This window comes from Stenotrophomonas mori (assembly GCF_023556335.1).
Lineage (GTDB): Bacteria > Pseudomonadota > Gammaproteobacteria > Xanthomonadales > Xanthomonadaceae > Stenotrophomonas > Stenotrophomonas mori.
Genome location: NZ_JAIKTS010000001.1, coordinates 44,111 through 59,300 on the forward strand (window position 1 = coordinate 44,111; position 15,190 = coordinate 59,300).

The 15,190-nt window shown below is 71.8% G+C and carries 18 protein-coding genes and 1 other RNA gene; 4 read left to right on the forward strand and 15 right to left on the reverse strand.

Annotation, left to right across the window (positions count from 1 at the left end):
* Positions 1-282 precede the first annotated feature (282 nt).
* From K5L01_RS00205 to K5L01_RS00225, 5 genes are all read right to left on the reverse strand, one after another.
* Positions 283-615 carry a non-heme iron oxygenase ferredoxin subunit gene (locus tag K5L01_RS00205; protein ID WP_250060843.1) on the reverse strand — a complete coding sequence of 111 codons (333 nt, stop codon included), beginning with the start codon at positions 613-615 and terminating at the stop codon, positions 283-285.
* On the reverse strand, positions 612-1,148 hold the full coding sequence (locus K5L01_RS00210; protein ID WP_250060845.1) for a GNAT family N-acetyltransferase: 537 nt from the start codon (positions 1,146-1,148) through the stop codon (positions 612-614). Before K5L01_RS00210 ends, K5L01_RS00205 begins: the two co-directional genes overlap by 4 nt.
* A gap of 64 nt (positions 1,149-1,212) precedes the next feature.
* Entirely contained in the window at positions 1,213-2,061 is an 849-nt protein-coding gene (locus K5L01_RS00215) for a SirB1 family protein (RefSeq protein ID WP_250060847.1), read from the reverse strand.
* A gap of 65 nt (positions 2,062-2,126) precedes the next feature.
* The gene (locus tag K5L01_RS00220; RefSeq protein WP_250060849.1) at positions 2,127-2,582 is read right to left on the reverse strand and encodes a DUF192 domain-containing protein; all 456 of its coding nucleotides are present in this window, start codon (positions 2,580-2,582) and stop codon (positions 2,127-2,129) included.
* A 60-nt stretch (positions 2,583-2,642) separates the two neighbouring features.
* Positions 2,643-3,143 carry a hypothetical protein gene (locus K5L01_RS00225; protein WP_250060851.1) on the reverse strand — a complete coding sequence of 167 codons (501 nt, stop codon included), beginning with the start codon at positions 3,141-3,143 and terminating at the stop codon, positions 2,643-2,645.
* 138 nt (positions 3,144-3,281) lie between these two features.
* On the opposite strand from K5L01_RS00225, the gene K5L01_RS00230 reads away from it, so the two are divergent.
* Both K5L01_RS00230 and K5L01_RS00235 read left to right on the forward strand, forming a co-directional pair.
* Entirely contained in the window at positions 3,282-3,671 is a 390-nt protein-coding gene (locus tag K5L01_RS00230) for a hypothetical protein (protein WP_250060853.1), read from the forward strand.
* A 37-nt stretch (positions 3,672-3,708) separates the two neighbouring features.
* Positions 3,709-4,404: an aspartate/glutamate racemase family protein gene (locus K5L01_RS00235; RefSeq protein WP_250060855.1), complete on the forward strand. Its 696-nt coding sequence runs from the start codon at positions 3,709-3,711 to the stop codon at positions 4,402-4,404.
* A 72-nt stretch (positions 4,405-4,476) separates the two neighbouring features.
* On the opposite strand, the gene rpiA is transcribed toward K5L01_RS00235, so the two are convergent.
* From rpiA to K5L01_RS00265, 6 genes are all read right to left on the reverse strand, one after another.
* Positions 4,477-5,124: a ribose-5-phosphate isomerase RpiA gene (rpiA, locus tag K5L01_RS00240; RefSeq protein WP_153191896.1), complete on the reverse strand. Its 648-nt coding sequence runs from the start codon at positions 5,122-5,124 to the stop codon at positions 4,477-4,479.
* Positions 5,125-5,243: 119 nt separating this feature from the next.
* Positions 5,244-5,729: an EVE domain-containing protein gene (locus K5L01_RS00245; protein WP_250060857.1), complete on the reverse strand. Its 486-nt coding sequence runs from the start codon at positions 5,727-5,729 to the stop codon at positions 5,244-5,246.
* Positions 5,726-6,316, reverse strand: a complete 591-nt coding sequence (locus tag K5L01_RS00250; RefSeq protein WP_250060859.1) for a 5-formyltetrahydrofolate cyclo-ligase — start codon at positions 6,314-6,316, stop codon at positions 5,726-5,728. The genes K5L01_RS00245 and K5L01_RS00250 overlap by 4 nt, the downstream gene beginning before the upstream one ends.
* 272 nt (positions 6,317-6,588) lie before the next feature.
* A non-coding RNA gene (ssrS, locus tag K5L01_RS00255) (6S RNA) lies at positions 6,589-6,773 on the reverse strand.
* Positions 6,774-6,859: 86 nt separating this feature from the next.
* Positions 6,860-7,159 carry a cell division protein ZapA gene (locus K5L01_RS00260; protein WP_250060860.1) on the reverse strand — a complete coding sequence of 100 codons (300 nt, stop codon included), beginning with the start codon at positions 7,157-7,159 and terminating at the stop codon, positions 6,860-6,862.
* Positions 7,156-7,377: a TIGR02449 family protein gene (locus K5L01_RS00265; protein ID WP_250060862.1), complete on the reverse strand. Its 222-nt coding sequence runs from the start codon at positions 7,375-7,377 to the stop codon at positions 7,156-7,158. The genes K5L01_RS00260 and K5L01_RS00265 overlap by 4 nt, the downstream gene beginning before the upstream one ends.
* 129 nt (positions 7,378-7,506) lie before the next feature.
* Here K5L01_RS00265 and K5L01_RS00270 point away from each other — a divergent pair, with 129 nt between their 5' ends.
* Together K5L01_RS00270 and pepP are read left to right on the forward strand one after the other, a co-directional pair.
* A complete protein-coding gene (locus tag K5L01_RS00270) occupies positions 7,507-8,052 on the forward strand; it encodes a YecA/YgfB family protein (protein ID WP_250060863.1) in 546 nt (181 codons plus the stop codon).
* Positions 8,053-8,059: 7 nt separating this feature from the next.
* Positions 8,060-9,385, forward strand: a complete 1,326-nt coding sequence (pepP, locus tag K5L01_RS00275; protein WP_250060864.1) for a Xaa-Pro aminopeptidase — start codon at positions 8,060-8,062, stop codon at positions 9,383-9,385.
* 368 nt (positions 9,386-9,753) lie between these two features.
* On the opposite strand, the gene pepQ is transcribed toward pepP, so the two are convergent.
* The 4 genes from pepQ to hemW all read right to left on the reverse strand — a co-directional run bounded on the left by pepQ (position 9,754) and on the right by hemW (position 15,188).
* Positions 9,754-11,082: a Xaa-Pro dipeptidase gene (gene pepQ, locus K5L01_RS00280; protein WP_250060865.1), complete on the reverse strand. Its 1,329-nt coding sequence runs from the start codon at positions 11,080-11,082 to the stop codon at positions 9,754-9,756.
* Positions 11,083-11,197: 115 nt separating this feature from the next.
* Complete coding sequence (locus K5L01_RS00285; protein ID WP_250060866.1) at positions 11,198-11,545, reverse strand: PilZ domain-containing protein; 348 nt, start codon at positions 11,543-11,545, stop codon at positions 11,198-11,200.
* Entirely contained in the window at positions 11,542-13,866 is a 2,325-nt protein-coding gene (locus K5L01_RS00290; protein WP_250060867.1) for a DUF1631 family protein, read from the reverse strand. Before K5L01_RS00290 ends, K5L01_RS00285 begins: the two co-directional genes overlap by 4 nt.
* 92 nt (positions 13,867-13,958) lie before the next feature.
* On the reverse strand, positions 13,959-15,188 hold the full coding sequence (gene hemW, locus K5L01_RS00295; protein ID WP_250060868.1) for a radical SAM family heme chaperone HemW: 1,230 nt from the start codon (positions 15,186-15,188) through the stop codon (positions 13,959-13,961).
* Positions 15,189-15,190 lie beyond the last annotated feature (2 nt).

Below are 15,190 nucleotides of genomic sequence, written 5' to 3' on the forward strand. Positions count from 1 at the left end.
GCGGCCGGGCATGCGCGGTGGGAGACCTGCGGCCGGTTGCGGGAGGTCGATGCTGGAATGCAGGGCCGGCCGTGCACGGCCTCCAGCGGCCGGGCCAGGACGGTGCTGCCTGCGCGATGGCCGCACGCGGGGGACAGAAACCGCGGGCGTGCGGTCCCGCAGGGGCGGCCGGCGCTCAGGCGTTGCCGTGGACGGGCAGGAACCGCGGTGGCGTGCGCGCCAGTGTCCGGGGATGCCGCTGCGCCGCGCGCCGGGCACGCGCGGCCGTGCGAGGCGTGCGTGTCAGTCGCGGTCGTCGCGCGACCAGATGCCGCCGTGCTCGCGCTTGATCGGGAACCGCGGCACCGCGGTGTAGGCCGGGGCGCACAGGGCGCGGCCGTCGCGGACGTCGAAGCGGGCGCCGTGCAGGACGCATTCGATGCTGCCCTCGGCCGGGTCGAAGGTGCCCGAGGACAGCTCGAACTCCTCGTGCGTGCACTGGTCCTCCAGTGCATACAGGTCGCCGTCGAGGTTGAACACCACGATCGGCGCACCGGTGACCTCGTCGAACCCGGTCTTCATTTCCCCGGGCAGCAGCTCCTCGCTGCTGCAGATGAAGGTCCAGACCGCGCTCATGCCACGGCCTCCAGCGGCTTCTCCAGGACTTCGAAGCGCAGGTCGTCGCGCTTGGGGATGCCGAAGCGCTCGTCCCCGTAGGGGAACGGTTTCTTGATCCCGGTGCGGGCATAGCCGCGCCGCTCGTAGAAGGCGATCAGTTCGTCGCGGCAGTCGATCACCGTCATCCGCATGCTCGGCAGCCGCCACTGGGCGCTGGCATGGCGCTCGGCGTACTGCATGACCTGCTTGCCGACGCCGCTGCCCTGCGCGGTGGGGCTGACCGCGAACATGCCGAAGTAGCCGTGCCCGTCCTCGTCGGCGATATGGCAGCAGGCCAGCAGCCGGCCGGCGCGCTCGGCCAGCAGGACCACGCTGCGCGGGCGTTCCAGCTGGACGCGCAGGCTCTGCGCGTCGATGCGCTCGCCGTCGAGGATGTCGGCCTCGGTGGTCCAGCCGGCGCGCGAGGCGTCGCCGCGGTAGGCGCGGGTGACCAGGTCGATCAGGGCCGGAATGTCGGCGTCGGTGGCGGTGCGGAAGGTCAGCGTGTCCATGCCGCCATTGTAGGAGCCCGGCGGCCGTGGCGGGGTGAGCGCCGGCGCCTGGCGCCGGCGTGGATCAGTGCAGCGGCGCGCGCGCGCTGCCGATGTCCACCAGCTGCCCGCGGACCTCGGCGGCGTCGCTGGCGTCCGGTTCGCGCTGCAGGTAGCGCGACAGGTCGGCGCGGGCGCCGGCCAGGTGGTCCAGGTGCAGGTAGGCCAGGCCGCGGTCGCGCAGGGCGTCGTTCTGGTCGGGCGCGAGCTTGAGGATGCGGTCGGCGCTGCGTGCGGCGCGGTCCCATTCTTCGCGCTCGGCATAGACCCCGTGCAGGTTGCGCAGGATGCGCATCAGGATCGCGCGCGGCGGCGCCGGGTCGAGGATCTGCGCCAGCACCTGGTCGTCGGGAGTTTCGCCGCCGAGGTTGCTGCGCGCGCGTTCGCGCAGTTCGTCCACGCCCAGCGGGCGGCCGCCGTTGAACGGGTCCATGACCAGCACCCCTTCATCCACCGGCAGCCGGACCAGGAAATGGCCGGGGAAGGAAATCCCCTCCAGCGGCAGGTCGAGCCGGCGCGAGACCTCCATCTGCACCAGCGCCAGCGAGATCGGGTTGCCGAGCCGGCGCGTGACCACTTCGTTGAGGTAGCTGTTGCGCGGGTCGTAGTAGGCGTCGTGGTTGCCGCTGTAGCCCAGCTCGTTGAACAGGTGGTGGTTGATCGCGGCGACCTTCAGCGGCCACTCGGCGATCGCCTCCACCTCCACCCGCAGGTGGTCGGCATGGGCCTGCAGGAGGCGGTCGTAGCGGGCCGGCTCCAGCTCCGGGTACTCGTCGCGTGCGATCAGCAGCGCCGTGGACAGCAGCGGCAGGGCTTCGTCGGCCAGTCCGGCCAGGTCGTCCCAGTGCGGCAGGGTGAGAGAGGTGTGGGGCATGCCTTCAGCTTGGTGGCGGGGAGCGGCCGGTTCAAGCCGCGCGGCCGGCGCCGGCGCGCGGCGCTTTACCTGCCGTCGGGGATTCCCGGGCCGAAGCGCAGTTCGGCACCGTCGCGCAGGTCCATGCGTGCGGCCTGCCCGGCATTGAGTTCCAGCACATAGCGCGCCGGGCGGCCGCTCGGGTAGGGCGGGCAGGCATCGCCGGCCGAGCATGGCGGCGTGTCGCGGCGCTGGGCGACCAGGCGCCGCTGGTCGTCGAAGTAGAGGATGTCCAGCGGGATCTTGCAGTTCTTCATCCAGTACGCCTGCGGCGCTTCGGTGTCATGGACGAACAGCATGCCGTGGTCGGCGTCCATGTGGTCGCGGAACATCAGCCCGCGCGCGCGCGTGGCGTCGTCCAGCGCCAGCTCCACTTGGAACCGGGTGCCGGCCAGTTCCACCCAGTGGCGGGCGTCGGCGCTGGCGCAGCCGCTGAGCAACAGCAGCAGGAGCAGGCCGGCGGCGCGGCGGAATGCGGACATGGCGGGATTCCGTGGAGGCGGGAAGGGCGTTGCGAACCTTCCCGGATGCGCGCCACGCCGTCAAGCGCCGGGCACCGCCCTGCCGGCAGCGGCGAGCCGCGCGAACAGCGTGCGGGCCTCGGCCTGCAGCGCGGCCCGCAGCGGTGCCGGTGGCTGCACGAACAGCTGGCAGGTGAGCGCCAGGGCGGCGGCGTCCAGCCCGAGCGGGTCGTCGGCCTGGCGGCCATGCAGGAAGAAGCGGTCGTACAGGTCCAGGCGGCTTTCCAGCAGGTGCTCGAACCATGCGCCGAGGCGGTAGGCGATATCGAAACCGGCCACCTGCCGCGGCAGGGGCCAGTCCGCCGGTAGCCGGCGCGGCGACAGGCGGGCGGTTTCCGCACCGTGCGCGTGCAGGTGGGCGCGGCAGGCGAGCCAGAAGCGGAACAGGCACAGTTCGGCGATCGCGTCCGGTGGCGCCGGATGCTGCCGCAGCAGGGCCGCATAGTGGCGGCGGTAGTCCACGCCCAGGTAGCTGCGGACGGATTCCTCGGTTGCCGCGGTCGCGGCGGGAACGCTCTCCATGACGGCTCCTCCTTGGCGGGGCGCGCGTGCCGGCGCCCGCGCAGCGCGTGGGTCCAGGGGGCAATGAAAGCAATTCGTTGATGTAAATGAAAGTAAATGGTGATTTCGCGATGAACGCGGTCCGTAACGTTGGCTGTCATGAGCGACGAGCGCTTCGAATTCTCCCGACGCCTGGCGCAGGCCATGATGGCGGCCGGCTACGAGCCGCGGCCGGCGGTGCTGTTCCGCCTGTTCAACGCGCGCTACAGCGGGCGCTCGGTGAGTTTCCAGAGCGCGTCGCGGTGGCTGGGCGGGCGTTCGATCCCGGAGCAGGACAAGCTGCGGGTGCTGGCCGAACTGTTCGGGGTCGAGCCGCAGGGGCTGCGCTATGGCGATACCCGGCGCATGGCCGAGGCCCGGGCCGAGTGGCATGCGGTGGGCACGCGCGAACGTGCGGTGATCGATGCCTTCCTTGCCCTGCCGGCACGCAAGCGCGAGCTGGTCGGGGAACTGGTGAAGGCGCTGGCCCAGACGCGGACCGACAGATGAGCGCGCCGCGGGCCGCCCGCGCCGGCGGGTGCGGACGATGAGGACGCTGGGCCTGATCGGCGGGATGAGCTGGGAATCCACCGTGCCCTACTACCGCCGGATCAACGAGGCGGTCCGCGAACGCCTGGGCGGGCTGCATTCGGCCCGGCTGATCCTGTTCAGCGTGGACTTCGACGCGGTCGAGCGCCTGCAGCGGGCCGGCCACTGGGACGCGGCCGGTGCGCTCCTGGCGCAGGCCGCGGTGGCGCTGCAGGGCGCGGGTGCCGAGGGCCTGGTGATCTGCACCAACACGATGCACAAGGTCGCCGAGCAGGTGCAGGCGGCGGTGTCCATTCCGCTGCTGCACATCGCCGACCCCACCGCGGCCGCGGTCAAGGCCGCCGGCCTTTCGAACGTCGGGCTGCTGGGGACGCGCTTCACCATGGAACAGGCGTTCTACCGCGCCCGGCTGCAGGCGCGCCATGGCCTGGCGGTGCAGGTGCCGGAGGAGGCGGAGCGCGCCCGGGTGCACGCGATCATCTACGAAGAGCTGTGCCGGGGCGTGGTCCGCGAGCCGTCGCGCCAGGTCTACCGGGAGGTGATCGCGGGGCTGGTGGCGCGGGGCGCCCAGGCGGTGATCCTGGGCTGCACCGAGATTGCCTTGCTGGTGGGGCCGGAGGATGCGCCTGTGCCGTTGTTCGACACCACCGCGCTGCATGCCGACGCCGCCGCGGCGTGGTCGCTGCAGGGCTGAGCGGCCGGCCCGGAAACGCAACGGCCGCCCGTGGGCGGCCTGCTGCTTCGCGTGGGGCCTGGCGCCGGCGGCCTACAGCACCTGCGGCGGCTCGCCACCGACGATGACCACGTCGGCCGGGCGGCGCGCGAACAGGCCGACAGTGACCACGCCCGGGATCTGGTTGAGCTGCTGCTCCAGTTTCACCGGATCGGTGATGGACAGGTTGTGCACGTCCAGGATCAGGTTGCCGTTGTCGGTGACCACGCCGTCGCGCCATACCGGCTGGCCGCCGGTCAGGGCCAGGATCTCGCGCGCCACCAGGCTGCGCGCCATCGGGATCACCTCCACCGGCAGCGGGAATCTGCCCAGCACCTTGACCTGCTTGCTCGGGTCGACGATGCAGACGAACTGCTTGCTGGCCTCGGCGATGATCTTCTCGCGGGTCAGCGCGGCGCCGCCGCCCTTGATCAGGTTCCTGTTGCCGTCGCACTCGTCGGCGCCGTCCACATACAGCGACAGCCCGCCGGTGTGGTTCAGGTCCAGCACCTCGATGCCGTGGCCCTTGAGCAGGGCGGTGCTCTGCTCGGAGCTGGAGACCGCGCCTTCGATCTGGTCCTTGATGCGCGCCAGCGCCTCGATGAAGTAGGCGACGGTGGAGCCGGTGCCGACCCCGACGATCATTCCCTTCTGGACGTATTCGATGGCTTTTTCGGCGGCCAGGCGCTTGGCTTCGGACATGGTGGACTCGGTGACGGTGGAGGAATGTGTTTGTCTGCGGGAGCGGTTCCAGCCGCGAACGGGCTTGCCCGGGAGCGCGCCCTTCGCGGTCGCAGGCACGCCTGCGGAGGAGCGGGAGGTCAGGCCGGCGGCTTCTTTTCCAGCGCCAGCAACTGCTTCCACTGCGCGGCGGTGACCGGGAACACCGACAGGCGGTTGCCCTTGGCGGTCAGCGGAAAGCCTTCACCCAGCGCGTCGGCATGGCGCTTGATCTCCTCCAGCGGGATCACCTGCGCCAGCTTGCGCTCGAAGGCCACGTCCACCAGCATCCAGCGCGGTTCCTCGCGCGTGCTCCTGGGGTCGTGGTAGTCCGATTCCGGGTCGAACTGGGTATCGTCCGGATAGGCGCCGCTGGCGACCGTGGCGGTGCCGACGATGCCCGGCACCTTGGTGTTGGAGTGGTAGAACAGGATGCCGTCGCCGACCTTCATGCCGTCGCGCATGAAGTTGCGCGCCTGGTAGTTGCGCACGCCGTTCCAGGGTTCGGTGCCGACGCGCTGCAGGTCGTCGATGGAAAAGGCGTCCGGTTCGGACTTCATCAGCCAGTAGCGCTTGCGGGCGGTCATGGATTCAACGGTTCCGGATGGAGAGTGGCCAGCTCGGTACAGAGGGCGTCGACCGCCACGTCCCAGTCGCGGGCGGGCAGCGACGGGACCTGCTGGACGGAAAAACCGACCCCGACCAGCCACGGCGGCGCGGCCTGGCGCTGCCGGAAAGCGAAGCTGCGATCATACCAGCCGCCTCCCATGCCCAGCCGCCGCCCCTGTGCGTCGAAGCCCACCAGCGGGGCGACCACCAGCGCCATCTCCTCCGGGCGCAGCGCCTGTGCCGGGTCCACGTCCGGTTCCGGGATGCCGTAGCGGTTGTTGGCCAGCGGCTGCCCGGGTTGCCACGGCGCGAAGCGCAGCAGCCGGCCGTGCAGCACCGGCAGGCAGTAGGTCTGGCGTGGCGGCAGCTGCATCTGCCAGCGGTGCAGCGCGATCTCGCCGTCCATCGCCCAGTAACCGGCGACATGGCCGGCGACCCCGGCGAACGGCAGGGCGAGCAGGCGCGCGGCCAGGGTCTCGGCGGCGGCGATGCGCGCGGCCGGGGCGATGTCGCGGCGGCGCTGGCGCAGTTGCTGGCGGAGGTCCTGGCGGTCGTCGTAAGTCATGGGCGTGAGTATGCGGGAGGCCAGCCCCTCTCCCGTCGGGAGAGGGGCTGGGAGAGGGGACGGGGGCGAAGCCCTCTTGATGTCAGCCTGCACGAGGCTTTGCCCGTACCCACATCCGGCGCTTCGCGCCACCCCGCTCCGCGCCCCGGCCCGGCGCAGCGCGCCGGGCGTTCAGGCGTGTGCGAACCAATGGTTCGCAAGCAACACGCCTTCACCCCGATGGGAAAAGGGAAAGGAGGAACGGCGCCTTGCGGCGCCGTTCCGGAATAACTGCATTCTCCGCCATGACGATGCGTGCGAAACGACCTTGAACCCGGGGTTCAAGTGGGAACGCTGGGGAACCATCGGGCTTCCCGCTGCTAGGCGGACCTGCACACCCGGTACCGTCGCGCCCCCGTGGTCGTCATTAAGGGACAAGGCGAATGTTTGCACACGCCGTCGACCACGGCAGAGAACGCGGCGCCAGTATAGCCCTGTTGCGCACGCATGGCAGCCACCGCGTCCACCGGAAACCGGACCGTTCAGCCGCTGAATGCGGCCCGGTCAGGGGCTGTCGTCGATCGCGCTGTCCAGGCGCCGGTTGAGCGCGTTCATCGCGCTCTGGAACTGCTGCTGCTGCCGCGCCAGCTCGTCGCGCATCAGGTGCAGCTCGTGGGCCAGGTTCAGCGCGGCCAGCACCGCCACCCGGTCCACCGCGGCCATGCGGTTGCTGCCGCGGATCTCGCGCATGCGGGTGTCGAGCATGCGCGCGGCGGCGGCCAGGCTCTCGCGCTCGTCCGGCTCCACGCCGACGGTGTACTCGCGGTCGAGGATGCGGACGCTGACCGGCTGGTTCTGGCTCACGTGTGCTGCTCCAGCGACTTGAGGCGGGTGATCATGGCTTCCACCCGCGAGCGCGCCTGTTCGTTCTTGCTCAGCAGCTGCGCGCGTTCGGCCATCAACTGTTCCTGCTGCTGGCGCAGGCTGCGGTTCTCCTCGGCCAGGCGCCGGTTGCGCTCGAGCAGCGCATCGATGCGGGAGGCCAGGGCCTGCAGTTGGGCGACGGGATCGAAGGAATCCATGAGCGGCACGATAGGCATGGGCGTCGGGGGTGGTCAAGATGGTGCACACCGCGGCGTTGCTACACTGTGCAGCCGCCACCGCGCGCCGCGCGGCGCGGGCCTTTCCCGCTTTGCAGACCCCTTGGTGCCATGACCGAACTCCCCGCCGTCGACGACATCCTCCAGGCCAGCCGGACGCTGGCGCTGGGCGCCAGCGCGAACGAACTCCATGGAGGCCTGTGTGGCTGGCTGGCCGCCGGCGGCGCCGACGTGGCGGCCTGGCCGGCGCGGGTGCTGGCCGACGACAGCCTGCCCACGCCGGCGCCCGGCGATGCCCTGGACCGCCTGCGCCAGGCGGTGGTGGCGCAGCTGGAGGACCGCGACTTCGCCTTCGAGCTGGTGCTGGCCGCGCCGGGCGCGTCGCTGCAGGCGCGTACCGATGCGCTGTTCGACTGGTGCCGTGCGTTCCTGGGCGGTTTCGGCCTGGCCGCGGACACGCGTCCGTCGCTGAGTGAGGAGGGCGAGGAGGCGCTGCAGGACCTGGCGCGGCTGGCGCAGGCGTCCAGCGACCAGTTCGACAGTGCCGACGAGGACGAGGACGCGCTGGCCGAGATCGAGGAATTCGTGCGCGTGGCGGTGCTGCTGCTGCATGGCGACTGCGTGCTGGGCGCGCGCCACCGCCAGCGCCTGAACTGAGCCGGCCATGCAGGCGTTGACCGGCATCGCCGTGGCCGAATACGCGCACCGCCGCCGCCAGTTGATGGAGATGGCCGGCGAGGACGCGATCCTGGTGCTGCCCGCGGCACCGGAGCGGGTGCGCAGCCACGACACCTTCCATCCCTACCGGCAGGATTCGGACTTCTGGTACCTGTGCGGCTTCCCGGAGCCGGAAGCGGTGCTGGTGCTGATTCCCGGTCGCCGCCATGGCGAGGCGATCCTGTTCTGCCGCGAGCGCGACCCCGAGCGCGAGGCCTGGGACGGCCCGCGCGAAGGCCAGGAGGGCGCGGTGGCCCGCTACGGCATGGACGACGCCTATCCGATCGAGGACCTGGACGAGATCCTGCCCGGGCTGCTCGAGGGCCGCCGCCGGGTCTACTACCACTTCGGCCGCGACGCCGACTTCGACCTCAAGCTGATCGGCTGGGTCAACCGGGTGCGCGACCAGGCACGCCATGGGGCGCAGCCGCCGCACGAGTTCCTGGAGCTGGGGCACCTGCTGCACGAGCAGCGGCTGTTCAAGTCGCCGGCGGAGATCGCGCTGATGCAGCAGGCCGCCGACATCAGCGTGCGCGCGCACCGTGCGGCGATGCGTGCGGCGCGCCCCGGCATCCACGAGTACGCCCTGCAGGCCGAGCTGGAGTGCGAGTTCCGCCGCCACGACGCCTGGCCGGCCTACAACAGCATCGTCGGTGCCGGCGCCAATGCCTGCGTGCTGCACTACCGCGCCAACAGCTGCGGCAGCCGCGCCGGCGATCTGGTGCTGATCGATGCCGGCGCCGAATACCGCGGCTATGCCAGCGACATCACCCGCACGTTCCCGGTGGACGGCCGCTTCAGCGCCGAGCAGCGGGCCCTGCACGACCTGGTGCTGGCCGCGCAGGCGGCGGCGCTGGAGCAGGCGCAGCCGGGCATCGCCTATGAAGAAGGCCACCTGGCCGCGGTGGAGGTGCTCACCGAGGGCCTGCTGCGGCTGGGGCTACTCCAGGGCGACCTGGAGGAGAACCTGATCGAAGGCCACTACAGGCGCTTCTACCGGCACAAGACCGGGCACTGGCTGGGCCTGGACGTGCATGACGTCGGCGACTACAAGCTCGCCGGCGAATCGCGGCTGCTGGAGCCGGGCATGGTGTTCACCGTCGAGCCGGGGCTGTACATCGCCGCGGACGAGCGCGACGTGGAGCCGCGCTGGCGCGGCATCGGCATCCGCATCGAGGACGATGTGCTGATCACCGCGGACGGGCACCGGGTGTTGACCGGCGCGCTGGAGCGCAGCGCGGAGGAGATCGAGGCGTTCATGGCCGCGCGCTGAGGCGCGCCGTGGCGTCCGGAGGGGGGGCGCGGTTGGTCCGGCGGCTGCTCCCGGGTTTCCGGTCGCACGCTTCCCGTCCGCAGTGACGGGACCGGCAGGCACGCCCCCTGCGCGCGGAGCGCGCGGGAGCCACTCCGGTCTCGGGATTTTCCGGGACGACCTCCCGGGCGTGCCGGACACCGCACGCATCCACGCGCGGTGCCGATGCGGAAGACGCCGGGCACGTCAACCGCCGAAGGCAACGGCCCCCTCACGCGTGACGGCATTGCCGTACTCGGCCAGCGGGCTGGCGGGCATCGCGCAACGGGAACGCCCGGCCGTGTCGCATGGCCGGGCCTGGAGGCCCGCGCGGGCGGGGTTGGAGGCCCTCAGCCTTGCGCCGCGAACACCGGGCGGGTGAGGTTGTCGGCCTCGCCGTCGGTGCACAGCACCTCGTCCTCGATGCGGATGCCGCCGTAGGGACGGAAGAAGTCCACGCGCGCCCAGTCCACGCTGGCGGCATTGCCGGCCTGCTTCACCTCGTCCAGCAGCATGTCGATGAAGTACACGCCCGGTTCGATGGTGACCACCATGCCCGGCTCCAGCACGCGGGTCATGCGCAGGTAGGGGTGGCCGGCCGGGCGCTCGATGCGGCCGCCCTGGTCGCTGGCGGCGAAACCGGCCACGTCGTGCACCTGCAGGCCGATCAGGTGGCCGAGGCCATGCGGGAAGAACGCGGCGCTGACGCCGGTGGCCAGCGCCGCTTCCGGGGACACGGTGATGACCCCGAAGTCCTTCAGGATGGCCATCAGCGCCAGGTGTGCATCGATGTGCAGCTGGGGGTAGTCGACGCCGCCGCGCACCGCCGCGCACAGCGTCCGCTGCGCGGCGTCCACCGCGTCGATCAGCGCCTGGAACTCGTCGTGGCCGGCGGCGGCGTAGGTGCGGGTGATGTCGCTGGCATAGCCGTGCGCCGAGGCGCCGGCATCGATCAGGAAGCTGCGCGGCGACGGCGGCGCAACCCGCTCCAGGTCGGTGTAGTGCAGCACCGCCGCGTGCTCGTTGAGGGCGACGATGTTGCCGTAGGGCAGGTCGTTGCTGTCCTGGCCCACCGCGCTGCAATACGCCATGTGGATGCCGAATTCGCTGGCGCCGGCGCGGAACGCGGCCTCGGCGGCGCGGTGGCCGCGCACCGCGTGCACCTGCGCCTGGCGCATCAGCGCGATCTCGTAGGGCGTCTTGAAGGCGCGCTGGTACTCCAGGTAATCGATGACCGGCTGCGGATTGTTGGGGACGAAGCCGCCCAGCGCGCTCTGCGGTTCGCCGAGGATCGCGCAGCGCGCCGGGTCCTTCGGCAGCAGCACCAGCGCTTCCTCCGGTGTGCGGATGATCTGGATGTCGAAATGCCCGGCCCACCAGCCGCTGGGCGCGGCCGGCACCGCATGCCAGTAGTCGTGCGGCTGGTGGTAGACCAGCTGCGGCCGGCGGCCGGGCGTGTACACCAGCCAGCTGTCCGGCAGCCGGGTCAGCGGCAGCCAGCTCTTGAACTGCGGGTTGACCGCGTACGGGTAGTCGCGGTCGTCGAACAGCTGGTAGTGCAGCGAGCCGCTGGGGACCACCAGGTGGTCGAAACCGCCCCGCGCCAGGGCCTCGTCGGCACGCCGGGCAAGCACGCGCAGGTGGTCGGGATACAGGGCGCCAAGGTCGGGCAGGGTCATCGTCGGGGCTCGCGGACAGGACGGAAAGGGGGTCACCGATTCTGCCGCAATCGTGCGCGCGCTGCTGTGCCGGTTCCGGCACCCGGAGCGGATGGAGCGGCCATGCGGAGCGGGCTCAGGCCGGGGGGAGGTTGGCCTGGATCCATCGCCGCAGGCGCTCGCGGCCGGCCGGCGCCAGGGTCAGGAAACGGAACCCCACCCAGGCATGGCCCGGGGCCTGGGCCGGCTCCCGCCACAGCAGGTGGACCCCGACGTCGAGCGGCTGCGGCCGTCCATCGTCGTCGGGAATGGCGAACTGCAGCTGGTAGAGCGCGTCGTCGGTGAGGGGCTCGGCGGCGAGCAGCAGCAGGCCGGTCTCGGAGACGTTGCCGAGGCGTCCGAGGGTGCGCCCGGTCATCTGGTCGGTGACCGCGACCGCGCCACTGACCTGCAGCCGCGGCATGCGCCGGGTGTCGACGTTCATGGGGACTCCACTGCAGGAACGGAGGGACCGCCGGCGAGGCTGCGCAGGGCGCGCAGGGTGGCCTGCCAGGCGCGGTCGATCAGGCGTCCGGAGCCGTCGGCGACGAGCCGCAGCTGGCCGCGCGCCATCAGCCGCGCCAGTGCGTCCAGCGAATGCTCGGCGACCTTCTGGCCGCGCTGGTTGACGAACAGCGCGTTGTCCGTGGTCAGGCTGTACCAGGACAGCCGCTGCCGCCGGGTGTCACCCTGCTGGTTGACGGTGAAGTCGAACCAGGTGCCGAAGGGCAGGGTGCGCAGGTGGCGGTAGCAGGACTCCTCGGCGGCGGTGCGTTCGGCGCGGGCCGCCACCGGGGCTGGCGCCACGGCCGGGCTGTCGCTGGCCTCGCCCAGCCGGGTGCGGGCCCTGAGCATGACCGCCATCTCGGTGCGCGAGGTGCTCGCATCGACGCCGCCAGGCGTGGACAGCCGGCGGGCGATGGCGGCGGCTTCCTCGTCGTGGTAGCCGACCTGCAGCAGGGCGCTCTCGACCTGCCCGCGCAGCGCCGGGTCCGGCGTCCCGCCGGTGTCGGCGGTGATCTCGCCGATGCGGCGGGTGGTGTCCTGCTGCTGGCGCCAGGCCGCGGACTGCTCGCCCTGGCGCAGCAGGGTCAGGGTCAGCACGTCGCTCCAGGCTTCGTGCAGCAGGGTGCGTACGAACTTGGGCGGCGGCGCGCCCTGGGCGCACAGCCGGTCGATGCTGTCGCGGGCCAGCTGCTTGGCGACCTGCAGCCGCTCCTTGCCGCGGGCGGCTTCGACCTGGCGGCGCTCGGCGACCTCGGCCTTGCGGATCGCGGCCTGCAGGTGGCCGCGCACCTGGCGGTTGGCGGTGGCGAACACCGCCTCGTCGCCCTGGTAGTCGCTGACCACGCGCTCCACGGTCTCGCCCAGCTTTTGCAGCAGGACCGGGTCGGTGTCGTCGTCGCCCAGCCAGGTGGTGCCGTACTCGGCCACGCTGTTGAGCAGTTCGCGCGCCGGGTGCTGGTCGCGCAGGAAGAACGCGGCGTCGTTCACGGCCGCGCGCGCCAGCGGCAGCTGCAGGCGTTCGAGCAGCGGCGCGGTGCGCGGGTTGTCGCCCAGTTCGAGCTGGATCTGCCCGTAGAGCATGCCCAGCAGGTCGAGGGTGTCGTTGTCGCGTGGCGACAGGGCGGCCTCGGTGCCGTGCTCGCTGCGCAATTGCGCCAGCAGCGCCTGGCGCAGGTCGGCGAAGCTGCGCCGGGTGTCCGAGGCCGGCGCCGGCGGCTGCGCCTGCAACCGGGCCAGCGCGGCCTGCAGCGCGGCGCCGGGAACGGCCTGCGCCGCGGTCGCGGCCGGCCAGGGCCCGGTGGGGCCGGCCGCCGGAGCGGGGGCGGTACCGCCCGGGCCGGACACCGGCGAGGCCAGGGCCTGGCGGGCGGCGGCGAGCAGGGCATGCAGCGGCGCCATGTCCGTGGCCGCCACGACATCGCCGGCCGCGGTGTCGCCGGCAAAGGCGGTGCCGGCGGCGGCAGGGCCGGTGGCTGCCGGTGCGCCGTCGGCAGCGGCCGCATCGTGGTCGTGCGCGGCCGCGCGGCCGGCGGTTTCGCCGCCGCGGCGGGGCGCCGAGGGCCGTGGCAGGTACGGGGTATAGACCAGCCCGGGCAGCACGCCTTCGCGCTCCAGAAGCAGGTTCAGCTGCTCCAGCAGCTCGACCTGGCGCTCCATCACCTGGCGTTCGAAGGCATGGTAGAGCTGCTGCTGCGCTTCCAGGTTCAGGCCCAGCCGCTCGCCGCATCCGCGCAGGATCCGGCACAGCGCATGCGGACCTACCGGCAGCCGTTCGGCATCCAGCGCCGGCTGTGCGGCGAGCACGCCGAAGCGCTGCCCGAGCAGCTGCAGCTGCGGCCGCGCGCGGTGGCTTTCGCGGCGGGCGATCTCGTTGAGGACGATGTCGCGGTCGATGTCGGTGTCGGTGACCAGGGTCATCGTCGGGACGGCCGCGGTCGCGGCGACGGGCGCCGGTTCCCGCAGCTGCGCCAGGGCCTCGGCGAGCTCGTCCAGGAAAGCGCCGGGAAATCCGCCGGCGTGCTTCCCCAGCTGGCGGATCTGCGCGTACAGGTCCGCCTGCACCTGGCCGTTGCGGGCCTGTTCGGCCAGCGCGAACAGCTGGCGTTCCAGCTGCACCAGGGTCAGTTGCAGCGACGGCGCAAGCACCTGCGTGGCGGCACCATGGACGGCGCGGAGCAGGTGCTGCACGCGCTCGGGGAGCGGCGCGGCGGCCAACCGGGCCAGTGCCTGGTCGGATGAGGTTGCTGTGGTGCCTGACATCCGCTGTGGGTCCCGCCTCTCCAGATAAGCGATTTTTAACATTTCGCCCGGGGCGGCGCTACTTGCGGCCCCGGCCACCGCCGGCCGCGCACTCAGGCCAGGAACAGCGCGACCACATCGTTGGTGAAGCGCCGGCCCAGGTCGGTCGGCACCAGCCGCCCGCCGTCCCGGTGCAGCCAGCCGCGTTCCAGCGCCGTGGCCAGGGCCGGCTGCAGGACGCCCGGAGCCAGCCCGGTACGCGCCTGGAAGTCGCGCAGGCTGAAGCCTTCGTGCAGGCGCAGCAGGTTGAGCATGTACTCGAAGGGCAGCCGCGCCGCGTCGATCACCTCGTCGCCGCCGATCGCCGCGGGCGTGCCGGCGTTGTCCATGAAGGCCTGCGGGTGCTTGTGCTTCCAGCGGCGCAGCACGTGCTGCTGCGCGCCGGAGCTGAGCTTGCCGTGGGCGCCGGCGCCGATGCCCAGGTAGTCGCCGAAGCGCCAGTAGTTGAGGTTGTGCGCGCACTGGTAGCCGGGACGCGCATAGGCGCTGACCTCGTACTGGCCATAGCCGCGCTCGGCGAGCAGGGCCTGGCAATGCTCCTGGATGTCCCAGGCGCTGTCCTCGTCGGGCAGGCCCTGCGGCGGCCTGGCGAAGAACACCGTGTTCGGTTCCAGCGTCAGCTGGTAGTGCGAGATGTGCGTGGGGGCCAGGGCGAAGGCGCGCTCCAGGTCATGCGCGGCCTGGGCCAGGGTCTGCTGCGGCAGCGCATACATCAGGTCGATGTTGATGTTGTCGTAGCCGGCATCCTGGGCCAGCCTGACCGCGTGCTCGGCTTCGTGGCTGTCGTGGATGCGGCCCAGGCGCTGCAGCGCCGCATCGTCGAAGGTCTGGATGCCGAAGCTGATGCGGTTCACGCCGGCGGCGCGGTAGCGGTCGAAGCGCCCGTGCTCGGCGGTGCCGGGGTTGGTCTCCAGCGTCACTTCCAGGTTCGGCGCGAAACGCAGCCGTGCGCTGGCTTCCTGAAGGAAACGGTCGATCGCCCCGGGCGGGAACAGGCTGGGCGTGCCGCCGCCGAAGAACACGCTGCTGACCACCCGGCCCCAGACCAGCGGCAGGTCCTGGTCCAGGTCGCGGATCAGCGCATCGATGTAGGCATCGAACGGCAGCGCGCCCTTGCCGGCATGCGAGTTGAAATCGCAGTACGGGCACTTGCGCACGCACCACGGCAGGTGCACGTACAGCGCCAGCGGCGGCGGCACCAGCGACGGCCCGGTGTCGTGGCCGTGGCCGTCCGGGCAGGCGTCGCCGGGCGCGTGGCTGCAGGAGGCGGGGCGCTGCGTCATGG

Bases quoted from the DNA above. Each gene is read 5' to 3' on its own strand.
- K5L01_RS00225 (WP_250060851.1), bottom strand. From the start codon at position 3,143: ATGGAGAGCGTTCCCGCCGCGACCGCGGCAACCGAGGAATCCGTCCGC.
- rpiA (WP_153191896.1), bottom strand. From the start codon at position 5,124: ATGTCCGAAGCCAAGCGCCTGGCCGCCGAAAAAGCCATCGAATACGTC.
- K5L01_RS00290 (WP_250060867.1), bottom strand. From the start codon at position 13,866: ATGTCAGGCACCACAGCAACCTCATCCGACCAGGCACTGGCCCGGTTG.
- K5L01_RS00245 (WP_250060857.1), bottom strand. From the start codon at position 5,729: ATGACCGCCCGCAAGCGCTACTGGCTGATGAAGTCCGAACCGGACGCC.
- hemW (WP_250060868.1), bottom strand. From the start codon at position 15,188: ATGACGCAGCGCCCCGCCTCCTGCAGCCACGCGCCCGGCGACGCCTGC.
- K5L01_RS00235 (WP_250060855.1), top strand. From the start codon at position 3,709: ATGAGGACGCTGGGCCTGATCGGCGGGATGAGCTGGGAATCCACCGTG.
- K5L01_RS00210 (WP_250060845.1), bottom strand. From the start codon at position 1,148: ATGGACACGCTGACCTTCCGCACCGCCACCGACGCCGACATTCCGGCC.
- K5L01_RS00220 (WP_250060849.1), bottom strand. From the start codon at position 2,582: ATGTCCGCATTCCGCCGCGCCGCCGGCCTGCTCCTGCTGCTGTTGCTC.
- pepQ (WP_250060865.1), bottom strand. From the start codon at position 11,082: ATGACCCTGCCCGACCTTGGCGCCCTGTATCCCGACCACCTGCGCGTG.
- K5L01_RS00270 (WP_250060863.1), top strand. From the start codon at position 7,507: ATGACCGAACTCCCCGCCGTCGACGACATCCTCCAGGCCAGCCGGACG.
- K5L01_RS00285 (WP_250060866.1), bottom strand. From the start codon at position 11,545: ATGAACGTCGACACCCGGCGCATGCCGCGGCTGCAGGTCAGTGGCGCG.
- pepP (WP_250060864.1), top strand. From the start codon at position 8,060: ATGCAGGCGTTGACCGGCATCGCCGTGGCCGAATACGCGCACCGCCGC.
- K5L01_RS00215 (WP_250060847.1), bottom strand. From the start codon at position 2,061: ATGCCCCACACCTCTCTCACCCTGCCGCACTGGGACGACCTGGCCGGA.
- K5L01_RS00265 (WP_250060862.1), bottom strand. From the start codon at position 7,377: ATGGATTCCTTCGATCCCGTCGCCCAACTGCAGGCCCTGGCCTCCCGC.
- K5L01_RS00250 (WP_250060859.1), bottom strand. From the start codon at position 6,316: ATGACTTACGACGACCGCCAGGACCTCCGCCAGCAACTGCGCCAGCGC.
- K5L01_RS00230 (WP_250060853.1), top strand. From the start codon at position 3,282: ATGAGCGACGAGCGCTTCGAATTCTCCCGACGCCTGGCGCAGGCCATG.
- K5L01_RS00205 (WP_250060843.1), bottom strand. From the start codon at position 615: ATGAGCGCGGTCTGGACCTTCATCTGCAGCAGCGAGGAGCTGCTGCCC.